19 protein-coding genes are annotated in these 18,334 nt (G+C 35.1%); 2 read left to right on the forward strand and 17 right to left on the reverse strand.

The window, feature by feature from the left end; translation table 11 throughout:
- Positions 1 to 185: 185 nt before the first annotated feature.
- The 4 genes from ACFQ0R_RS02350 to ACFQ0R_RS02365 form a co-directional block, all read right to left on the reverse strand.
- Positions 186 to 815, reverse strand: coding sequence for a hypothetical protein (locus ACFQ0R_RS02350; RefSeq protein WP_379656767.1), 630 nt, complete (start codon positions 813 to 815; stop codon positions 186 to 188).
- A gap of 89 nt (positions 816 to 904) precedes the next feature.
- Positions 905 to 3,394 carry a zinc-dependent metalloprotease gene (locus ACFQ0R_RS02355; RefSeq protein WP_379656768.1) on the reverse strand — a complete coding sequence of 830 codons (2,490 nt, stop codon included), beginning with the start codon at positions 3,392 to 3,394 and terminating at the stop codon, positions 905 to 907.
- A gap of 140 nt (positions 3,395 to 3,534) precedes the next feature.
- On the reverse strand, positions 3,535 to 3,948 hold the full coding sequence (locus ACFQ0R_RS02360) for a DUF6691 family protein (protein ID WP_379656769.1): 414 nt from the start codon (positions 3,946 to 3,948) through the stop codon (positions 3,535 to 3,537).
- Between the two features lie 3 nt (positions 3,949 to 3,951).
- On the reverse strand, positions 3,952 to 4,506 hold the full coding sequence (locus ACFQ0R_RS02365) for a YeeE/YedE family protein (protein ID WP_379656770.1): 555 nt from the start codon (positions 4,504 to 4,506) through the stop codon (positions 3,952 to 3,954).
- 139 nt (positions 4,507 to 4,645) lie between these two features.
- Between ACFQ0R_RS02365 and ACFQ0R_RS02370 the strand changes: the two genes are divergently transcribed.
- Positions 4,646 to 5,284 carry a porin family protein gene (locus ACFQ0R_RS02370; protein WP_379656771.1) on the forward strand — a complete coding sequence of 213 codons (639 nt, stop codon included), beginning with the start codon at positions 4,646 to 4,648 and terminating at the stop codon, positions 5,282 to 5,284.
- Here the strand turns inward: ACFQ0R_RS02370 and ACFQ0R_RS02375 are convergent.
- A complete protein-coding gene (locus ACFQ0R_RS02375; RefSeq protein ID WP_379656772.1) occupies positions 5,281 to 6,708 on the reverse strand; it encodes a hypothetical protein in 1,428 nt (475 codons plus the stop codon). The genes ACFQ0R_RS02370 and ACFQ0R_RS02375 overlap by 4 nt on opposite strands.
- A gap of 44 nt (positions 6,709 to 6,752) precedes the next feature.
- Here ACFQ0R_RS02375 and ACFQ0R_RS02380 point away from each other — a divergent pair, with 44 nt between their 5' ends.
- On the forward strand, positions 6,753 to 8,579 hold the full coding sequence (locus ACFQ0R_RS02380) for a T9SS type A sorting domain-containing protein (RefSeq protein WP_379656773.1): 1,827 nt from the start codon (positions 6,753 to 6,755) through the stop codon (positions 8,577 to 8,579).
- On the opposite strand, the gene bioA is transcribed toward ACFQ0R_RS02380, so the two are convergent.
- The 12 genes from bioA to ACFQ0R_RS02440 form a co-directional block, all read right to left on the reverse strand.
- The gene (gene bioA / locus ACFQ0R_RS02385; protein WP_379656774.1) at positions 8,576 to 9,898 is read right to left on the reverse strand and encodes an adenosylmethionine--8-amino-7-oxononanoate transaminase; all 1,323 of its coding nucleotides are present in this window, start codon (positions 9,896 to 9,898) and stop codon (positions 8,576 to 8,578) included. The two genes, ACFQ0R_RS02380 and bioA, sit on opposite strands and share 4 nt — an antisense overlap.
- 72 nt (positions 9,899 to 9,970) lie before the next feature.
- The gene (bioD, locus tag ACFQ0R_RS02390) at positions 9,971 to 10,594 is read right to left on the reverse strand and encodes a dethiobiotin synthase (RefSeq protein ID WP_379656775.1); all 624 of its coding nucleotides are present in this window, start codon (positions 10,592 to 10,594) and stop codon (positions 9,971 to 9,973) included.
- Positions 10,587 to 11,762: an aminotransferase class I/II-fold pyridoxal phosphate-dependent enzyme gene (locus ACFQ0R_RS02395; protein ID WP_379656776.1), complete on the reverse strand. Its 1,176-nt coding sequence runs from the start codon at positions 11,760 to 11,762 to the stop codon at positions 10,587 to 10,589. The genes bioD and ACFQ0R_RS02395 overlap by 8 nt, the downstream gene beginning before the upstream one ends.
- On the reverse strand, positions 11,734 to 12,138 hold the full coding sequence (gene mnhG / locus ACFQ0R_RS02400) for a monovalent cation/H(+) antiporter subunit G (RefSeq protein ID WP_379656777.1): 405 nt from the start codon (positions 12,136 to 12,138) through the stop codon (positions 11,734 to 11,736). Before mnhG ends, ACFQ0R_RS02395 begins: the two co-directional genes overlap by 29 nt.
- A complete protein-coding gene (locus ACFQ0R_RS02405) occupies positions 12,131 to 12,406 on the reverse strand; it encodes a cation:proton antiporter (protein WP_379656778.1) in 276 nt (91 codons plus the stop codon). The genes mnhG and ACFQ0R_RS02405 overlap by 8 nt, the downstream gene beginning before the upstream one ends.
- Positions 12,403 to 12,885, reverse strand: a complete 483-nt coding sequence (locus ACFQ0R_RS02410) for a Na+/H+ antiporter subunit E (protein ID WP_379656779.1) — start codon at positions 12,883 to 12,885, stop codon at positions 12,403 to 12,405. Before ACFQ0R_RS02410 ends, ACFQ0R_RS02405 begins: the two co-directional genes overlap by 4 nt.
- Before the next feature lie 6 nt (positions 12,886 to 12,891).
- Positions 12,892 to 14,400 carry a proton-conducting transporter transmembrane domain-containing protein gene (locus ACFQ0R_RS02415; protein ID WP_379656780.1) on the reverse strand — a complete coding sequence of 503 codons (1,509 nt, stop codon included), beginning with the start codon at positions 14,398 to 14,400 and terminating at the stop codon, positions 12,892 to 12,894.
- Positions 14,397 to 14,750, reverse strand: coding sequence for a Na+/H+ antiporter subunit C (locus ACFQ0R_RS02420; RefSeq protein WP_379656781.1), 354 nt, complete (start codon positions 14,748 to 14,750; stop codon positions 14,397 to 14,399). Before ACFQ0R_RS02420 ends, ACFQ0R_RS02415 begins: the two co-directional genes overlap by 4 nt.
- Positions 14,751 to 15,164 (reverse strand): Na+/H+ antiporter subunit B, encoded by a 414-nt coding sequence (locus ACFQ0R_RS02425; protein WP_379656782.1) that lies wholly within the window; start codon positions 15,162 to 15,164, stop codon positions 14,751 to 14,753.
- A 1-nt stretch (position 15,165) separates the two neighbouring features.
- Positions 15,166 to 17,472 carry a putative monovalent cation/H+ antiporter subunit A gene (locus ACFQ0R_RS02430; RefSeq protein WP_379656783.1) on the reverse strand — a complete coding sequence of 769 codons (2,307 nt, stop codon included), beginning with the start codon at positions 17,470 to 17,472 and terminating at the stop codon, positions 15,166 to 15,168.
- A 155-nt stretch (positions 17,473 to 17,627) separates the two neighbouring features.
- Entirely contained in the window at positions 17,628 to 18,038 is a 411-nt protein-coding gene (locus tag ACFQ0R_RS02435; RefSeq protein ID WP_379656784.1) for an OsmC family peroxiredoxin, read from the reverse strand.
- 84 nt (positions 18,039 to 18,122) lie between these two features.
- Positions 18,123 to 18,326 carry a putative signal transducing protein gene (locus ACFQ0R_RS02440; protein WP_379656785.1) on the reverse strand — a complete coding sequence of 68 codons (204 nt, stop codon included), beginning with the start codon at positions 18,324 to 18,326 and terminating at the stop codon, positions 18,123 to 18,125.
- Between the last annotated feature and the right edge of the window lie 8 nt (positions 18,327 to 18,334).

Here is an 18,334-nt window from a genome sequence, read left to right on the forward strand (position 1 = left end):
TTAATATTTATTAAATAAAAGTTAATACTATTCAAATAAAAAGCTGACTAAATTTTACTTTAGTCAGCTTTTTATCATTATAAATCTCTTACTTTATTAAATACTTACCTGTAGATCAAATCTTTATTTTATAATTAAGTATCTAATTGTTCCTAAGTAAATATCATTTTTAAAATATATGACTCTTACTCTGATTTGTAATTTTCCCAACCCCAAGATGGTTCTGGTTTATCAATTGGTGATTCTAAATCAAAGCCGATTGAAAACTTAACTGAAGAACCTATTCTTCTTAAATTATAAGTGAATTTTTTGTCATCAATTGTTATCCACCAAAGGTTTGTTGCTGTTCCTGGAAGTAAATGTACTGTTTCTTGATCTGCAGGAAACATCGCTAAACCATCAAATCCTGTATTTGGTGTCACACCGCCATACATAGTCACCTCATCGTCACTTCCATCTTCATTTCGATGATCGTGTTTCAATTGAATTCCATCTTTAGTTTTAGTCAAAATCCAGGTTCTAGATCTATTTTCTCCTACATTAAAAGGAATGTAAATCGTGTCTTTTTTCACATCAAGTACATGCATCAATAGCCTTTTCCCTCTAAAATCATCACCATCTGGAGCTTCAATCACAACCCCCTCAAAAGTTTCCCCTTTCAATTTGCTTATCCTATCCCAAAATTCTTGATTAATATTCTCTTCTAAAATAGCTTCAGTTTTAGCTGAAGACATTTCAGTTTTAGCATTGTTTTCGGAAGAATTCTGACAACTGACAAGACAGATCATCAATGAGGTAAAAAGAAAGTATTTCATTTGTTTTTTGTTTAAATGTAACTGATTAAGTAATAAAAAAGCCACTTCCCCTAAGGAAGTGGCTTAAAATAAATGAACAAAACTAAGAGTTAAGCCTCAGGATTAAGTATTTTTTCAATTCTCTCCACACCATCTTCAAGATGGTATCTAGTCATTGTATCTCTTGTTCTGCTGATTGCTCTTCTCATGTCTCTTTGTAGAGTTTTTAATTCTGCTCTTACAAGTGGTCTTATGTCACTTGTTTCTACATCAATATTACTTCTGCTTATGTATCTTCTGTACTGAGCAGGAATACTAGATTGCTTTTCTGTCATTAAATGATGCATTCTAGTAATATAAGCTCTTTGAAGATTTCTTCTGATTCTGCTTATTTCACCACCACTTCTCAATTCGCTGAAAAGTCCAGTTCTAAGATCTTCCATCATTTCTACAATGGTGTAAGCATCATCATTAAGCTCTTCATTCTCCATCATTCTAGCGAAACGACCAAAATCTAATACGTTGTTTAAAGCTCTTTCTTGATAAGATTTTATTCTTTCCAAGTATCCATCAAATTGGATTTTATTGAAAATATCCTGGTCAATCAACCACTCTGGAGTTTCAAAAAGTTCTTTTTGAAGAAATTCCATAGCTCTCACCTGCTTATCTCTTGGTGCGTGTGTATAAACTGGACCTTCTTGATTATAAGTTTTATAGATTTCATAAACTCCACCAATGTTGGCAGCAACGTGACCCATATATCTATTGTATTGACCGTAAACCTGACCGTAAAGGTCTTCAAGATCATCATAATTTTTACCGTCCTCTGCAGTCCATTCTATCAAGTTTGGAACAATTCTTTTTAGGTTGGCAATACCATAAGTACTCGCTTCCATAGAATCATCCCCAAGATCTTCGGTTTGAGAGCTAGGATCAATTACTCCTCCAGACTGCTGTTTTCCAAATCTGTAAACAGGATCTCCTGCTTTTTCAAGAATCCATTCATCAAGAATTTGCTTCTCTTCTTCCGGAGTTTTGTCCAAAATAGGTCTGTAACCCCAAGCGATAGAATATTTATCGTAAGGCCCCACATTTGGCATTAAAGAAACATCTCCATCTCCAGGCTGCGCGATATAATTGAATCTCGCATAATCCATAATTGAAGGTGCTGTACCATTCTTTTTAGTAAATTCCGGATCTCTCAAATCTTCTACATCGTAGGCTACACTACTCCCCATGTTGTGAGGTAAACCTAGCGTATGACCAACTTCGTGAGAAGACACAAACCGAATTAATCGTCCCATCACCTCATCCTTGAATTCTACTCCTCTTGCTTCAGGATTGATAGCTGCTGTTTGTACAAAATACCAGTTACGCAATAAGGTCATTACGTTGTGATACCAGTTGATATCTGATTCTAAAATCTCACCAGAACGTGGATCACTAACGTGAGGTCCATTAGCATTTGGAATTGGGGAAGCCAAGTATCTCACTACAGAATATCTCACATCTTCTGGACTCCAGTCTGGATCTTCTTCCTTTGTAGGAGGATCCATAGCAATAATAGCATTTTTGAAACCAGCTGCTTCAAAAGCTACCTGCCAGTCTTCGATACCTTGCTTGATATATTTTCTCCATTTTTGTGGAGTTGCTCTATCAATATAATAAATAATTTGTTCTTTTGGCTCAACCAATTCTCCGTTTTTGAATTTCTCGATATCCTCATCTTTAACTTCAAGACGGTATCTATCCAAGTAAGTGACGGTTTCAGACTTTTGATTATCTAGGCCATAATCAGTTTGATTGCTTGTAAACCAGCCAACACGTTGGTCAAAATAACGTCTTCTCATTGGGACTTTAGGTAAAAGTACCATGGAATTGCTAAACTTTAAAGAAACAGATCCTGTACTAGAATTGGAAGGTGGATCTCCTGCATTATAAGTTTTGACGTGTCTTATTTCGATATTTTCAGGATAACTTCTGATAGTGTCTATATAAGAACGACTATCATCTAGACGTGAAATTTTGTAAGGTTTTCTTCTTCTACTCTGGAGACCGATAGCTTCCACATCCTTTTGAAACAAATCTGTAACATCAATTACTGTGTTGTTATTGATTGAATCTTTTTTATAAGCCTTGACATCAAAAGAATAAAGAATTGGCTCAAAGTTAGAGTTGACAACTGCCTGATTTATTGGCAAAGAATCTGCTGCTGCAATATCATAAGAGACAACTCTAAGGTAAACTTTATCGCCTTTTTTCTGCCAGCGTAAAACCTGTTCATTTTGCTTACCACCACCAAAACCAATGCCTTGTGCAGTTTGAGCAATTCGCGTAACCATCAACATTTCTCTGTTGAAAAGAGAATCTGGAATTTCAAAGAAATAGTCTTGTTCTACTTTATGAACTTTGAATAGACCTTCGTCTGATTTAGCTTCGCTAGTAATAATTTTGCTGTAAGGTTTTACTCCATTTTTGGACTCCTTTTTGGATGATTGAGCAGCCGATTTATCATCTTTTTTCCCTTGAAAAATGGAACATGATGACATCGAAACTACCATCCCCGCTACGAACGTGTAGTAAAGAAACTTTTTGATCATATTGAAATATAGTTTTAAAACAATTGAAATTAGCCAATTGCGATTTTAAATAAGACTTAGAAAGTCATGAATGGTTTAATGGAAAGCACAAAAAAAAGCTCTGCGATTGCAGAGCTTTTTGATTATGAGACTAAAAAGTATTAATGCGGTAACTTGTCTCTTAAAACTCCATATATAAAAGTCCCAAGGATAGCTCCGAAAATTACGATCAAAATTGAACCGAAACCAGCACCCGCTAAAACATACATAGGACCTGGGCAGGCCCCAGCTAGCGCCCATCCAAGACCAAACAAAGCACCTCCTATAAGATAGCGAGGAACACTCATGGCTTTGGGTTTTAGCTCCATTTCTTTTCCACCTAATGCTTTAATATTATTTCGTTTTATAATCTGAGTTCCAATTACTCCAAGAACTAAGGCCGATCCTATAATTCCATACATGTGGAAAGATCCAAACTCGAACATTTCATAAATTCTAAACCACGATGCAGCTTCAGACTTATACATCACAATTCCAAAAAATGTTCCTATAATTAAATATACTAATGTTTTCATGTCTTAAAAGATTAAAGGGTATATAAAATTAATCATAATCAAACCTCCTATAAAAAAGCCTATAACGGCAATTAAGGAAGGTAATTGAAGATTACTAAGACCAGATATTGCATGGCCGGAAGTACATCCTCCAGCATATCTGGATCCAAATCCTACAAGAAATCCACCGATAAGTAAAATTGCAAGAATCTTGGGATCACTTAAGCTTTCTGTTCCAAAAATTTCGGTTGGCAAATAAGCATCTCCTGTACTTGTGATTCCATAGGTTTCGAGTTTATTTGCTACATCCGGATTTATTTCTACTTTATTATCTGACAGGTAATTGGCAGATAAGAAACCACCTATGACAGCACCTAAAACTACAATAAGGTTCCATCGTTCTTTTTTCCAATCAAACTTAAAAAAGTCTGAGGCTTTTCCAGCACCACCAATAGAACAGGCGGTTCTTAAATTGGATGACATCCCAAATTGTTTACCCACAAAGAGCAAGGCAAACATGATCAGTGCAATAAGGGGCCCAGAAACGTACCAAGGCCAAGGATTCATAATCCATTCCATAATTTTAAATTTTATGCAAAGTAAAACTATATTTCAGTTATTTATTGTAACAATAGTTACTAATTGAATTCAAGGTTAAAATTGAATTAAGTAGTCTCTCAAACCTTTCAAAAAGTCTAATTTTAACAAAAATTATATCATGAAATTATCTTTTATATCAATTGCTGTACTGTTTATCATTTCGTTTACTAACATGAATGCTCAACAAGAGTATTTTGAATATGGCTTTAAAGGCGGAATTAACCTATCCAATATAACAGAAGATGTTCCATCAAGTTACGAAACAAGAACTTCCATGAACATTGGAGCTTACGGTCTGTATAAAATTTTACCCAAACTCGGAATCCAAGCTGAGTTACTTTATTCTGAACAGGGGTTTTCTAATGACCGTATTCCTGATGCAGCTGATGTAGAAAAAATAGAAGAAATCTTAAGAATGCAGTATATCAATCTTCCTGTTTTAGCGAGCCACAATGTGATTGAAAACTTGTGGGTTGAGGGAGGATTTCAAGTAGGATATCTTGTTAATGCTGAATCAGATCGAGAAAGAATTGAGATTAATAATCTAGGCTCTGTTAAAAGTACTACGATAAACGAAGGAAAAACAGACAATTATGAACGCATTGATGTAGGTTTAGCTGGAGGATTACGTTATAAACTTAATCGAAATTTTATGATTCAGGCTAGATATACAAATAGCATTAACGACATTAACAAAATTGAAACTGGCGATCAATACAACAGCATCTTTAGCTTTTCTGTAGGGTATGTGTTTTAATTGATGTTTAAATTTTGGGAAAAAATAGTCAAGTTTCCAGATTCAGTACCTGTTAATTTTTGAGCCCAGATTTCAACGAAATCGTTTGGATTTAAAACTACCGTACCCGATAAAGATATACTAGATACATTTGTAATATTATCCACATAAAATATGGCATTTGTTCTGTTTAAAGTTGTGTTTCCATTTACTCTAATAAAAAAAGAATAAAAATCACCTTGCCTATTTGTTCCTCTTACCGATAAGGACGCATTAACAAAAAAAGCTCTTGCTTCTTTACCTTCATATCTAAGTCGATTTACTATAGCATCATCTGAAGTGAATCTAAGAAGATTGGAATTGACGTCTCCTCCAGTTAATTTAAAAGCAGTACCCACTGCAGCTGATGTCATAGAGTACCCGAAGTTTAAACCACCATCATAATAAATATTTCCTGTTGCCACATCGTCATACTCATCTTTTATTCCAGGCGCTTGGATAAACCAATTTTTTGTGAAATTCGTATTGAGAGGCGTAGTTGTATATTTGTTTACTTTAGTTGTAGAGGTGCCTGTAAATACAGTTCCTGTTATGACCCCATCTCCTACTATGGGATTTTCAGAAACATCTATAGCAATGGCGCTACCATTAGTGATTGAAAATCCACTTGCTTTTTGAATCAAATCAAAGCTTCCGACAAACTTTTCAAAAGTACCAGAATTGGATGCTTGCCAAGCAGCATTATTTATGAGCAGATTATCGATATCACTAAACACAATTCCATTGGAATTATTCAAATATTGAACTGTATTTAGAAAGACCAAGTTAACATTGGAAATAGTTCCAACATTAGAAAAATCATGTATTACTGTATTTTGAACGATTACTGAAGTACCTCCAGATACATTAAAAGCATTACCTACTCCAGATAGTGATAAGAATCGAATGGTTCCTCCAGTATTTCCGACAAATAAATCTCCATTAGGCTTATTCAATTCATCTTGGAAAGAATCTAATCCAGAAATATAAGCACCATTTAATTCTATGGAAGCATCTAAGCTTATTATTCCGTTGATTTCATAAAAGGTGTTTGGGTCCAGAGTAATCTTACCTCCTACTGGATCTGGAAAATCATCTTGTGACTTTACCAATACATAATTATCCCTTTCCAGTCTGGAAGAACTTAAGCTCTCCCAACTAGCTTCAGTAGCGTTGTAAAAATAATAAGATTGTGTATCGGTGTCAAAAACAGTCAGTCCATTGTCTGGATCTGTGATTGCACTGCGCTGAACTGTTGTCATCCGTGGAAGTAATACTCCGCTTTCGGTAGATGCAACATCAAGTATCGAAGAAACTGCTGGTGATTCTGTCCCAATACCAACCTGAGCTGGGACACTAAAGCAAATAATTAACGCAAAAGATATAAAATAAAAGCCCTTTTTCATAATATTTAAGTGTTTTATTGTTGCAAATTTAGTAATATTGCTCTATGAAAAATACAATATTGTTACTAATTTTCACATTTATTTCAAACAGCCTATTGTCTCAGGTGTTTGTTAGTGAAGGTACTAGTCTTAATTTGAAAAATGGAGTTGATTTTTCTTTAACAGGAAATTTTGAAAATAATGGAAAGGTTGCAGGAACAGGTTTCCTGAATATTTCAGGAGGAAAATCACAATCCATCTCTGGAAATGGAGTTCTTGAAAATTTAAGTGTTAACAAAAGTGGTGGGCAAGTTGAAGTAACTACAGGAAACCAAGATATTATAAAGATTTTTGTAATTCACAGTGGATCTTTGATTCCAAATGGTAAATTAACTTTAAAGAGCTCAGATACACTTACAGCGCAAATCGGTCAAAACACTGGTGGATTCATAACAGGTGATTTTATAATTGAACGTTATATTCCAAAATCAAACCGAGCCTATCGTTATTTTTCTTCACCAGTTTCTACTTCAGAGAGTATATTGATGAACCTTCAGGAAGGTCAAAACAATCAAGGAACTAATTACCCAGCTGATAATATTAATGACAAACCTGGCTTTGGAACTCATATTACAGGATCAACAACTGGAGCCGATGGCTTTGATGCCACACTCACAGGGAATCCCTCCATGTTTAGCTGGGATGCAGCGCCACAATCTTGGTCATCTATCGGAAACACAGACATAAAAACTTTAGAAAAGGGAGAACCCTTTGCACTGCTAATCCGTGGTAGCCGAGCTGCATCACTAAACTCAAATACTGCTATAGGTCCGGCAACAACACTACGACTAACAGGGAACCCAACGATTCTTGATTTCACTAAGCAGGTTGATTTAATAGAAGATAATAGCTTCGTCTTACTCGGGAATCCTTATCATGCCGCCATAGATGCTAATCTTGTATTACAAAATAATACAGGCTTAAATAATAACTTCATCTATGTTTACGACCCGACCCTCAACACACAAGGGGGATATGCGACTGTTGAATTGACAGGTGGAACAAATCAACAAGATTCCGATGCTAATCAATTCATCCAGCCCTGGCAGTCTGTTTTTGTAGAAGTAACAAATATCGGAGCCACAACTTTGAATCTATCTTTTTCTGAAAGTAACAAGGATGTATCACAACCTCAAGTGGCAACATTTAGCACACCAACAAGAATCAACTTGAAGTTACAGAGTGAAAATAAAACCATTGATGCTGTAAGCTTAAAGCTGGAACACGGAGCAAATTCAGAAGTAGATGGAAAAGACGCAAAAAAGTTCTGGAATTATGATGAAAATATTTCAATTTACTCACAGGAAAGATATCTAAGTATTGAAGAAAGGGCTTTCCCTCAAAGTCTTGACACTGTGATGCTGCATACGTATCAAAAACGAAAAGACAACTATAAACTCATTTTAAACAGCTCTAATCTGTCACAAACTGAAATTGTCTTGAAGGATTTCTATCTGGATAAAGAATATACTCTTGAACCAAATCAAGATCTTATTATTGATTACCAAGTAGCTGAAGGAGAACCAGACTTAAGATTCGGTTTTATAATTGGAGCTGAAACTTTGAATACGGAAGAGTTTACTTCTAAAAACTTTCAAGTCTATCCCAATCCGGCAAAAGATGTCTTGAATATTGAAATTTTAAATAGTTCATATCAAAATCTGAAATTTGAAATTTATTCACTTCTAGGACAAAAAGTAGCTGAAGCTGATTTTAAAAATCAGAATAAAGTTTCAAACTTTGATATATCTTCATTTCCTACGGGAGTTTACCTCGTAGTGATTACTGATAACAAAAGCTTGAAAGAAACTTTAAAGTTTGTAAAGATTTAATTCTTTTCTTTATTTAAAACTTCCAGGTAGTCCTCAATCACTGCATATATTTTTGATAATTGTGTCTCGGTAATGACATAAGGTGGTAATATGTAAATTGTCTTACCAAGAGGTCTTAGAAATATTCCGTTGTTCATAAAATAGTTGAACATTTCATCTCTAGCATTACCATAACGTTCCATTTCAATATCCAAATCCAAAGCTAATATTACACCTATTTGCCTCACTTCTTTTATGAGTCTATGTTTACGCATCTTGTCGGCAAACAACTGATTAAGACTCATTATATTTTTTATAGATTCTTGAATCTCTTGTGACTGCAAGAGCTCCAATCCTGCGATTGCTGCTGCACAAGCAAGCGGGTTGCCCGTATACGTATGACCGTGAAACAAACCTTTAGACACCTCATCGGCATAAAAGGCTTTATAAATTTTTTTGGTACAGCTCGTGATGCCCATACCTACCATACCGGCTGACAAAGCCTTGCTCAAACACATCACATCTGGTTTTTCAGACAAATAATCTGAAGCAAAATGCTTTCCTGTTTTCCCAAATCCGGTCATCACCTCATCTGCTATACAAATCACATCATTAGCCTTACATATCTTCAACACCTCATCAAGTCCATTGAGGTCATAAGTTTGCATAGCTGCAGCACCTTGTACTAAAGGCTCGTAAATAAAACCAGCTATAGAATTTTCTTCCAAAATAGATTTCAATAGAGCAATTACATCTGCATTATTGCTACCATCTGGTTTCGGAAGCCTTTTTACTTCGATAAAATGATCTTCAAAAGCACCATTATAAACCGATAAACCAGAAACAGACATTGCCCCAAACGTATCGCCATGAAATCCATCTTCCAGCGCGAGCATTACCTTCTTGTTATTTCCAAGGTTATGATGATATTGCAACGCCATTTTAATACCTATTTCAGTAGCGGTTGACCCATTATCATTAAAAAAAAGTTTGTTTTGATTTTTAGGTAAAATCTCCATCAGCTTTTCAGATAACTCCACCGCAGGTTCATGAGTAAATCCACTAAAAACAACTTGATCAAGTGTTTCCATCTGAGCTTTTACTTTTTTAATAATATGCGGATGACAATGTCCGTACATGCTTGTATACCAGGATGCGATTGCATCAATATAAGTTTTGCCAGATTCATCTGTAAGCAATGCACCACTAGCCGACTTTATAGCAAGCAGCTCTGAGTTCAATTTATGTTGAGTAAGCGGATGCCAAATATGCTTTTGATCCCGTTTGGAAATAGATGGGTTGGTAAACGGTAATGAAATATGCTTGCCGAAAAGTTTCATGATAACGTATTTATTACAAAGTTAAACTTCTTAAAGCTAAGAAATATTTCTTCTGAATTTAATCTGGTTAACTTAAAGCTTTTTTAGATTCAGTTTAAGCTGTTTAGCATACTTTGAAACCACGTCTTTTGAAAAGTTGTCTTCTTGTGAAATTCTGCCTACACAAGGCAGTTGAGTTTTTTCTAAAATAATGTTTTCAGTAGTGGGATGTTCGTCACCGCTGAAAATGATTCCGATATTTGAAAACCCACGATTTTTCAAAGCCTCAACAGACAAAAGTGAATGATTGATACTACCTAAATAATGTCTGGAGACCAAAATGATTTTATCGGTTTTCTCTATCAAATCGATGATACAATCTTTTGAGTTTAGCGGAACTAATAAACCTCCAGCACCTTCGATCACTAAATTATTTTCAGTTTTTGGTCTTTGGATTTTGTTCAGATCAATTTCCAAATTATCGATATCAGCGGCGGCATGAGGACTCATCGGAGTCTTTAAAGCATAGGCATTGTCAAAAAAAGTAGATTTGGTATTACTAACCAAGGCTTTCACTTTATGTGTATCGGAATAATCAAGATCCCCAGCTTGTATAGGTTTAAAATAATCCGCTTCTAAAGCTTCGGTGACGATAGCAGAAACAACTGTTTTACCGACTTCAGTGCTAATGCCTGTGATAAAATAAGTGCTATTCATTTTTTGTTTGAATTAGATAGTTTGATAAAACATTTAAAACACTTCTTATTTCTTCTTCAGTATTAAAACTATGCAAACAAAACCGAAGCCTTTCTTTCCCTTTAGGTACAGTTGGTGATAAAATCGGTCGGACATCAAACCCTTCTTGCTGAAGTTGTTTTGAAATCAACTTTACGTTTTCGTTTCCGCCAATTACACAAGACTGGATTGCGGATTGACTTTCTATAAAAAAATCTGAAAGCTGATTGGCTTCGATTTGCTTCTTAAAGCATTTGATATTTGATCCTAAAGTTTCAAATTCAGTTGAATTTGATTCTAAATATAGGTGTGATGCCCAGTTTCTGGCGGTAGTCTCAACACTTGGGGCAGTAGTGTATATAAAGCTTTTAGCAAAATTGATTAAGTACTGTTTTAGATCATTTGATCCTAAAACTACCGCTCCATGAGACCCAAAAGATTTCCCAAAAGTGATAATTCTAGCAAATAATTTCACGTCTAAATTATCGCTCCCTTTTTTGGAAATTGTCCCAATCGAATGAGCTTCATCTAAAATTATATAAACTCCAAATTGTTCACATAGCTCAACTAATATATCTACATCTGCGCTGTCGCCATCCATAGAAAACACAAGTTCTGTTACGATGTAAATCGTCTGAAATTGATCTTGAAACTTAGTTAGCTTCTGTTCTAAATCTTTCAAGTTGTTATGGCTAAATTTGTAGGCTTTGGCTTTGCTCAATGCGATGCCATCTCTTATGGAAGCATGGCTTAATTCATCGTAAAGAATTAAATCCTGGCGCTGCCCTACTGATGATATCAAACCCAAATTGGCATCGTATCCGGAGTTAAAAACCGTGGCAGCTTCAGTGCTGTAATAGTATTTTAGATAAGACTCAAGGTCTTCAATCATAGCGTAATTTCCAGTGAGCAGCCTAGAGCCAGTAGCGCCGTGAGCCTGACTGGAATATGCCTGAAGCTTGTCTTGAGCAAGATCAGAAATAAATGGATTGTTTGAGAAGCCCAAATAGTCGTTGGATGAGAAATCTATAAGTTTCGGGTCTGGTGTTCTAAGTAATCTCAAAGCACCTTCCTCATGACGTTGAATTAATTTTTTCTTTAAGGAATTTGGAAAAATAAATTTAGGGTTTTGAATCTGTTTCTTCTTCATTTTCCTCTTTTGTGTCAATTTTATCCAGTCCTTTCAGCTCATGAGTCGATTTATTGTATTTCCCCTTTAGATCATCTATATAAGAATTTTCCCAAAGTTTATTCCCAATAAAATAGGAGGTTCTTCCTATAAGGTGAGCACCTACAGGAGCCGTTATGAGAATAAAAATAATAACAGCTATAACTCTTGTTGTAACAGACATTTCCAAGAAAAATAAAGCCGCAGTGATGAGTAAAAGCCCTACGCCAAGTGTTGCTGCTTTAGTATTTACAGAGATTCTTAGGTACTGGTCTGGCATCCTAAGTGTACCTATTGCTGCTAACAGAACAAAAAGTGCTCCTAAACCTGAAGTGATGTAAACTAAAATATCAATCATTTTTATTTCTTTTTTCGAGATAATAAGCGAAAGCAACTGTACCTAGAAAGGCAATGAGAGCAAGAACCAACGAAATATCCAAAAATGTTGGTTTATTACTCAATACGCTATAGATTGCTATAATACCAATTCCAATAGTAATCAATAAATCTAAAGCGACAACTCTATCGATTATGCTTGGGCCTTTTATAAATCTTACAAATACCAAGAGAGACGAAATCGACAAAATGGGCAATATGATGTAATATAAAAAATCGTGTACGTTCATCGCAATATTTCTAGTAAGCGTTTTTCAAAACCTTGTTTAATATCTTCTATAAAATCCTTCTTATCTATCACATACATGGCGTGCACATATAAAACACTCCGGTCTGTGGATACATCCAAAGCTAAAGTTCCAGGTGTAAGCGTAATCAAATTGGCCAAAAGCGTAATTTCTAAGTCTGTCTTAGCATCGAGTGGTAAAGCTACAATACCTGGCTTCATATTAAGATTTGGAGTAATCACTTCATAAGCCACTTGAATATTTGCCTTTATTAACTCCCAGAAGAAAAACAAAACAAAAGTTATTATTTTAGGAACAATCTTAAAGTATTTTTTTGAGGATTTGTCATCGTTCCCACTTATAATCCAAAGAATAATAAAGCTAAGTCCTAATCCAAATAAGAAATTATTGAAGTTGTATTCTCCCGTAAGGAATACCCAGATAAGCATCAATAATATATTAGAAAGAAATTTAGTTTTCATCTGGATTTATCTTTTTAAAACTGCATTGATGTACAATTCGTTATTCATAAGCTCTGAGGCAATTCTTTGAGATAACTGCTGAATGTGTTCTGCGCCAAACCCGATATATAAAGTTACAAAAGTTAGAAACGCTACAGGAAATATGAAGTTGAACTTTTGCCAAAGTCTCAGTTGATCAAAATAAATAAACTTTTTAGGAAAGTCTATTTTTGGCTGATCCTTCCAAAATGCCTCAGCCCAAAGCTTTGCAATTACAATAAGCGTGATTAAGCTCCCAAAAATCAAAGCTCCAAAAAACCAATATTCTTGAGCATTGAAACTAGCTAGTATAAGTGAAATTTTAGGCCAATATCCCGAAAGTGGAGGAATTCCCACCAAAGAAAATAATGGAATAGCAATAAGTAAACTCAACTTAGGATAATTGGCATACAAACCTCCTAGTTTCTTCATATTGGTGGTGGTTTTAATTCTATAAATCAAACCGCTTATCAGAAATAAATTTGTTTTGATGATGATATCGTGAATCAAATAAAAGATCACCCCAGCCATAGCTACTTCTGTAAATAGAGCTAAACCACCTATCATGAAACCAATATGGCAAATGATAAAATACATAAATACCTTCTTGATGTTATTCTGAATAATAGCTCCTATTCCACCACTAAATATTGTCATAATAGCTAATGCTAATAATAAAACTGTAAGAAAAGAGTCACCACCATAAATCAATGTAAACACACGAATAAGGGCATAAACACCTACTTTGGTGAGCAAACCTGCGAATATAGCGGACACCGCTGATGGCGGAGTATGATATGAAGCGGGCAGCCAAAAATATAAGGGAAATATAGCCGACTTAATTCCAAAACCAACCAAAAAGAGAACTGCACTTATATCTACAAGAGTTGTGTCTTTTATCTCAGCTATCTTGAGTGAAATGTCAGCCATATTTAGTGTTCCTACCAGACCGTAAAGGACTCCCAAAGCTGTAAGAAAAATCATGGATGCAAAAAAATTGAGTGCAAAGTACTTTACGGCACCTTCCAGCTGATTTTTCTCTCCACCAATACTTATCAACACAAAAGAACTGATGATAATGATCTCGAACCAAACATAGAGGTTGAAGATATCGCCAGTCAAGAAAGCTCCATTAAGTCCCAATAGTAGAAAATGAAAAACACTAAAATATCCAAAACGCAATCTTGCATTGATAACAGAAATTGTTGAAAAAATAGAGACTGCAAACCCTGCAATAGCAGTAAGCAAAACTAAAGTGACAGCAAGCATATCGCCTACAAATACAATCCCAAAGGGAGCAGGCCAATTTCCAGATTCTACAATATGAGTTCCATTATTGTAGACAAAAGCAAATGCCCAAATCGCAACACCCAAAGCCACGGCATTACCCACCACGCTTACAATTTTTTGGAAATTGACTTTGTTCCAAAAAAACATTAAAAGAATGCTAAAAAACAGGTGAACTACCAGCGGTAGTATAATAATATCGTTTGTCATGAATCTTCGTCTGTTGTGTTAAGTTGATCTAGATCGTCTGTCTTTAATACTTTGTAAGTTCGTTTGACTAGAATAATAGCAAAGGCTTGTAAACCGAAACTGATGACGATAGCTGTAAGAATTAAAGCCTGAGGAATTGGGTCTGCATAGACACCCTCAAGGACTTTTTCTGCAGAATCTATAATTGGAGGCTCTCCCTTTGTGATTCTGCCCAATAAGAAAATCAATAAATTGACACCATTACCCAATAAAATAATTCCTAAAATAAGCTTCACCATACTTCTTCGTAAAATCATATAGATGCCAGAAGCATAAAGAACTCCAGTAATAATCGCTAATATTATTTCCATTTAAACTGATTCTGAAATTGTAAATATGATGGTTAAGGAAGCTCCTATCACCACAAGGTAAACACCTATATCAAAAAATAAGGCTGAACCAATTTGTCCAATGACAGGAATAGGATCTTCGGCCCAAAGTCCAGTCATAAGCGGTAAATCTGCAAACAGAATAGGAGAAATTCCACTGAAAAATGCAACAAGTAACCCCAGAGGCATTAAAAAGCCAGGATGAAATTTTAAAATGCCTTTAGTTTTATCTAGTCCATTAGAAAAAGCATCCAGCACAAAAGCAATAGCTGCCACCAAGCCTCCTACAAAACCTCCTCCAGGCAGATAGTGTCCTCTTAGTAATATAAATATTGAAAACAATAATAATACTGGTAAAAGGTAACTTGAAGCAGATTTTAAAATTATAGTTTTCATCTTATTTTTTATCTCGAGTTTTCAATCTTAATTTTAGTAATCCAAAAACACCCAAAGCAGCTACAATCAATACAGAAATCTCAATCATCGTATCAATTCCTCTAAAGTCAACTAAAATGACATTGACAATGTTTTTACCATGGGCCAGCTTATAAGCATTCTCAGCATAATACTCTGAAATCTCAGTGTTTTTAGGTTCGTTTAGAACTCTTAAAATCAATAGAGTAATCAAGACTCCAAAACTAACGGATAATACACCGTGTTTTATTCTAAGTCTTCTGTCAGAAAGCTGTAAGTATTTGGGCAATTTATAAAGTACCAATACAAATAAAATAACCGTAAGTGTATCGACAGAAAATTGTGTCATCGCTAAATCCGGAGCACTATAAAACAGGAACAATAAACTAAAGGACAGACCTACAACTCCAAGGGCGGCTACTGCAGCTAAACGAGATTTGGTAAAGACTGTATAAAGAACACCCATCAAGAGCATTAGTAAAATAGATATTTCATAAATTGTTAAATCTGCCAGGGTTGAGAAATCAGTATTAAGAGAGAAATCTGAAAAAATAAGATAGCCAAGAAGCAAAATTAAAAAGGCAACAATTATAGAAATGTAATGTCTTAAATACCCTGTCTGGAAGAAATTAGTCCAGTATCTTGAAAAAACGGCAAAACCTTCAGACAATTTCAGAAGTAGAACTTCAGGAGCTATAAAATCAAGCTTTGCAATCTTATTTTCCAAAGTATGCTTAGGTTTCAGTGTAAAATATAATACCACTCCCAGCGCTAATGTTATAGCACTTAAACCTAAAATGGTGTTGAAACCATGCCAAAGTTTCAAATGAAAATCTTCAAAATCAATGGCCTGAGTCATCGCAATCGGTTTTGCAAATGTAGTTTCTATTAGACTTGGAAATAACCCAAAAACGAGACCTGCTACTGTCATAATGAGTGGTGGAACCCACATCAATGGACTAGGTAAATGCAATTTTTCATATTCCTTTGGGAGTTTACCCATAAATGGCTTCACACCTGCTACGAAGCCAGCATAAAACAATAAAACGTTAGTAGAAATAGCAATTATCGTAAGTAATACTGCATTATTGGTAAAATGTAAAGTAGATTCATAAATCAAGTCCTTGCCTACAAAACCCAAAGTTGGTGGAACACCACCACTGATTAAAGCTGCTATGAATCCAGCAATGGCGACAGGCATCAAGACTTTGCGTAAACCAGCTAACTGAGTTACATCCCGAGTTCCTGTCTCGTGGTCTATAATTCCTGTAATCAAAAACAATGAAGCTTTATAAAGTGCGTGAACGACGATAAATACTGCTGCTGCAGTGAGTGCAGCCTGAGTGCCAATTCCTATTAAAAACACGAGTATCCCTAAAGCGGATATTGTGGAGTAGGCTAAGATGCCTTTCAAGTCTGTTCTGAAGATGATATGAACCGCAGAATAAACCATAGTTGTAGCGCCTACTATAATCAAAATTGTATGCCAAATATCACCTCCATTCAATACAGGTGTCATCCTAAATAACAAATAAACGCCAGCTTTTACCATGGTTGCAGAATGCAAGTAAGTAGAAACGGGTGTAGGAGCTTTCATCGCACCTGGCAACCAAAAATGAAATGGGAATTGCGCTGATTTGGTAAACGCAGCACCAAATATCAAGAGTAGAATAAGCAGATAATTGGAACTGTCTGTAATTGCATCTCTCATCGATAACATTTCAGAAATACGATAAGTTCCTGCAAAATCTCCTAGTAAAACAGCTCCACCCAATAATAACAATCCTCCAATTCCTGTGATCCCTAAAGCTACAAGCGCTGACTTTCTTGAGTCTGCTTTGTCATTATTGAAACCTATCAGATAAAAAGAAGAAATACTGGTCAACTCCCAAAAAATAAATAAGGACATTAAATTATCTGAGAGCACCAAACCTAGCATGGCTGCCATAAATAAACTTAAGTAGCCATAAAATCGATCTAGATATTTGTGATCTTTTAGATATGCAGAGGTATATAAAAAAACCAGAGAACCTACTCCAGTAATCATCAATGCGAAAAGCAAAGCTAGCCCATCTAGAGTAAAACTCAAATTGACTCCAAAGCTCGGTATCCACTCGTAATTTTCATAAATCACTTCTCCGTTTGAAACCTCAGGGATAAAACTTAGAAAATAAACAAACAGACTTATGGGTATAAGTGAGGATAGAACAGCAAGCTTGCCTCTAAAATAAGATCCAGCAAACACCAGAAATAAAGAAAATAAAAATCCTAAAAGTACTGCTCCAAGCATGCTTAAATTTATTTTTTACAAATATATTGATATTTCACAAAGAGAATGGTTCTTTGAGCACTTAGGTGGTTAAAAGTAAAAATACTTTGCGTTAGTTTATAAATAAATATGCTGTTGAATTTTCAACAGCATATTTACAAATCCTAAACTGTAATTTAATTTAAAGTAGCCTCAACTGAAATTTCAGTATCTAAAAGTTTAGAAATCGGACAATTCTTCTTAGCTTTTTCAACTAGTTCGTCAAATTTCTCTTTTTCGATTTTTTCGATTTTAGCTTCAAGAATAAGATGAGAACTAGTAATGTTTCCATCTTTTAGGGTGACTTCGCCCTTGGCATCTAAACTCTCTGGCTCAAAGTCTTCTTCGGTTAAAAAAGCAGATAATTGCATAGCGAAACAACCTGCATGAGCGGCAGCAATCAATTCTTCCGGATTGGTACCTTTACCTTCTTCAAAACGAGATTTGAATGAATATGGTGTTTTATCCAATATTCCACTTTGCGAGGAAATTGATCCACTACCATCTTTTATACTTCCTTTCCAAACTGCTGTTGCGTGTCTCTTCATGATTACTTTTTTCTAAATTTAGATATTATTCCTTTTATGCAATTGGTTTTCAAATAAAATTAACCAAATACTGAGCTTGAAACTTTACTTGGACTCAAATTGATCAATAATTTCTTTAGCCTTTTCTTCATCACTTTCATCAACCATAAGTTCATAATTCCCAAAAACCCCTCCGTAAGAAGAGTCGACTTTATCGATTTCATAACATTTAATTCCTTGTGATTCCAAAAGGTTCTTAACTCCCATCAGCTCTACTTTCGACTTTGTGTAAAATATTCTTTTATCCATCTTTTTTT

It is taken from the genome of Psychroflexus salinarum, assembly GCF_042677225.1.
In the GTDB taxonomy this organism is placed as follows: Bacteria; Bacteroidota; Bacteroidia; order Flavobacteriales; family Flavobacteriaceae; genus Psychroflexus; species Psychroflexus salinarum.

Bases quoted from the DNA above. Each gene is read 5' to 3' on its own strand.
- ACFQ0R_RS02350 (WP_379656767.1), bottom strand. From the start codon at position 815: ATGAAATACTTTCTTTTTACCTCATTGATGATCTGTCTTGTCAGTTGT.
- ACFQ0R_RS02355 (WP_379656768.1), bottom strand. From the start codon at position 3,394: ATGATCAAAAAGTTTCTTTACTACACGTTCGTAGCGGGGATGGTAGTT.
- ACFQ0R_RS02360 (WP_379656769.1), bottom strand. From the start codon at position 3,948: ATGAAAACATTAGTATATTTAATTATAGGAACATTTTTTGGAATTGTG.
- ACFQ0R_RS02365 (WP_379656770.1), bottom strand. From the start codon at position 4,506: ATGGAATGGATTATGAATCCTTGGCCTTGGTACGTTTCTGGGCCCCTT.
- ACFQ0R_RS02370 (WP_379656771.1), top strand. From the start codon at position 4,646: ATGAAATTATCTTTTATATCAATTGCTGTACTGTTTATCATTTCGTTT.
- ACFQ0R_RS02375 (WP_379656772.1), bottom strand. From the start codon at position 6,708: ATGAAAAAGGGCTTTTATTTTATATCTTTTGCGTTAATTATTTGCTTT.
- ACFQ0R_RS02380 (WP_379656773.1), top strand. From the start codon at position 6,753: ATGAAAAATACAATATTGTTACTAATTTTCACATTTATTTCAAACAGC.
- bioA (WP_379656774.1), bottom strand. From the start codon at position 9,898: ATGAAACTTTTCGGCAAGCATATTTCATTACCGTTTACCAACCCATCT.
- bioD (WP_379656775.1), bottom strand. From the start codon at position 10,594: ATGAATAGCACTTATTTTATCACAGGCATTAGCACTGAAGTCGGTAAA.
- ACFQ0R_RS02395 (WP_379656776.1), bottom strand. From the start codon at position 11,762: ATGAAGAAGAAACAGATTCAAAACCCTAAATTTATTTTTCCAAATTCC.
- mnhG (WP_379656777.1), bottom strand. From the start codon at position 12,138: ATGATTGATATTTTAGTTTACATCACTTCAGGTTTAGGAGCACTTTTT.
- ACFQ0R_RS02405 (WP_379656778.1), bottom strand. From the start codon at position 12,406: ATGAACGTACACGATTTTTTATATTACATCATATTGCCCATTTTGTCG.
- ACFQ0R_RS02410 (WP_379656779.1), bottom strand. From the start codon at position 12,885: ATGAAAACTAAATTTCTTTCTAATATATTATTGATGCTTATCTGGGTA.
- ACFQ0R_RS02415 (WP_379656780.1), bottom strand. From the start codon at position 14,400: ATGACAAACGATATTATTATACTACCGCTGGTAGTTCACCTGTTTTTT.
- ACFQ0R_RS02420 (WP_379656781.1), bottom strand. From the start codon at position 14,750: ATGGAAATAATATTAGCGATTATTACTGGAGTTCTTTATGCTTCTGGC.
- ACFQ0R_RS02425 (WP_379656782.1), bottom strand. From the start codon at position 15,164: ATGAAAACTATAATTTTAAAATCTGCTTCAAGTTACCTTTTACCAGTA.
- ACFQ0R_RS02430 (WP_379656783.1), bottom strand. From the start codon at position 17,472: ATGCTTGGAGCAGTACTTTTAGGATTTTTATTTTCTTTATTTCTGGTG.
- ACFQ0R_RS02435 (WP_379656784.1), bottom strand. From the start codon at position 18,038: ATGAAGAGACACGCAACAGCAGTTTGGAAAGGAAGTATAAAAGATGGT.
- ACFQ0R_RS02440 (WP_379656785.1), bottom strand. From the start codon at position 18,326: ATGGATAAAAGAATATTTTACACAAAGTCGAAAGTAGAGCTGATGGGA.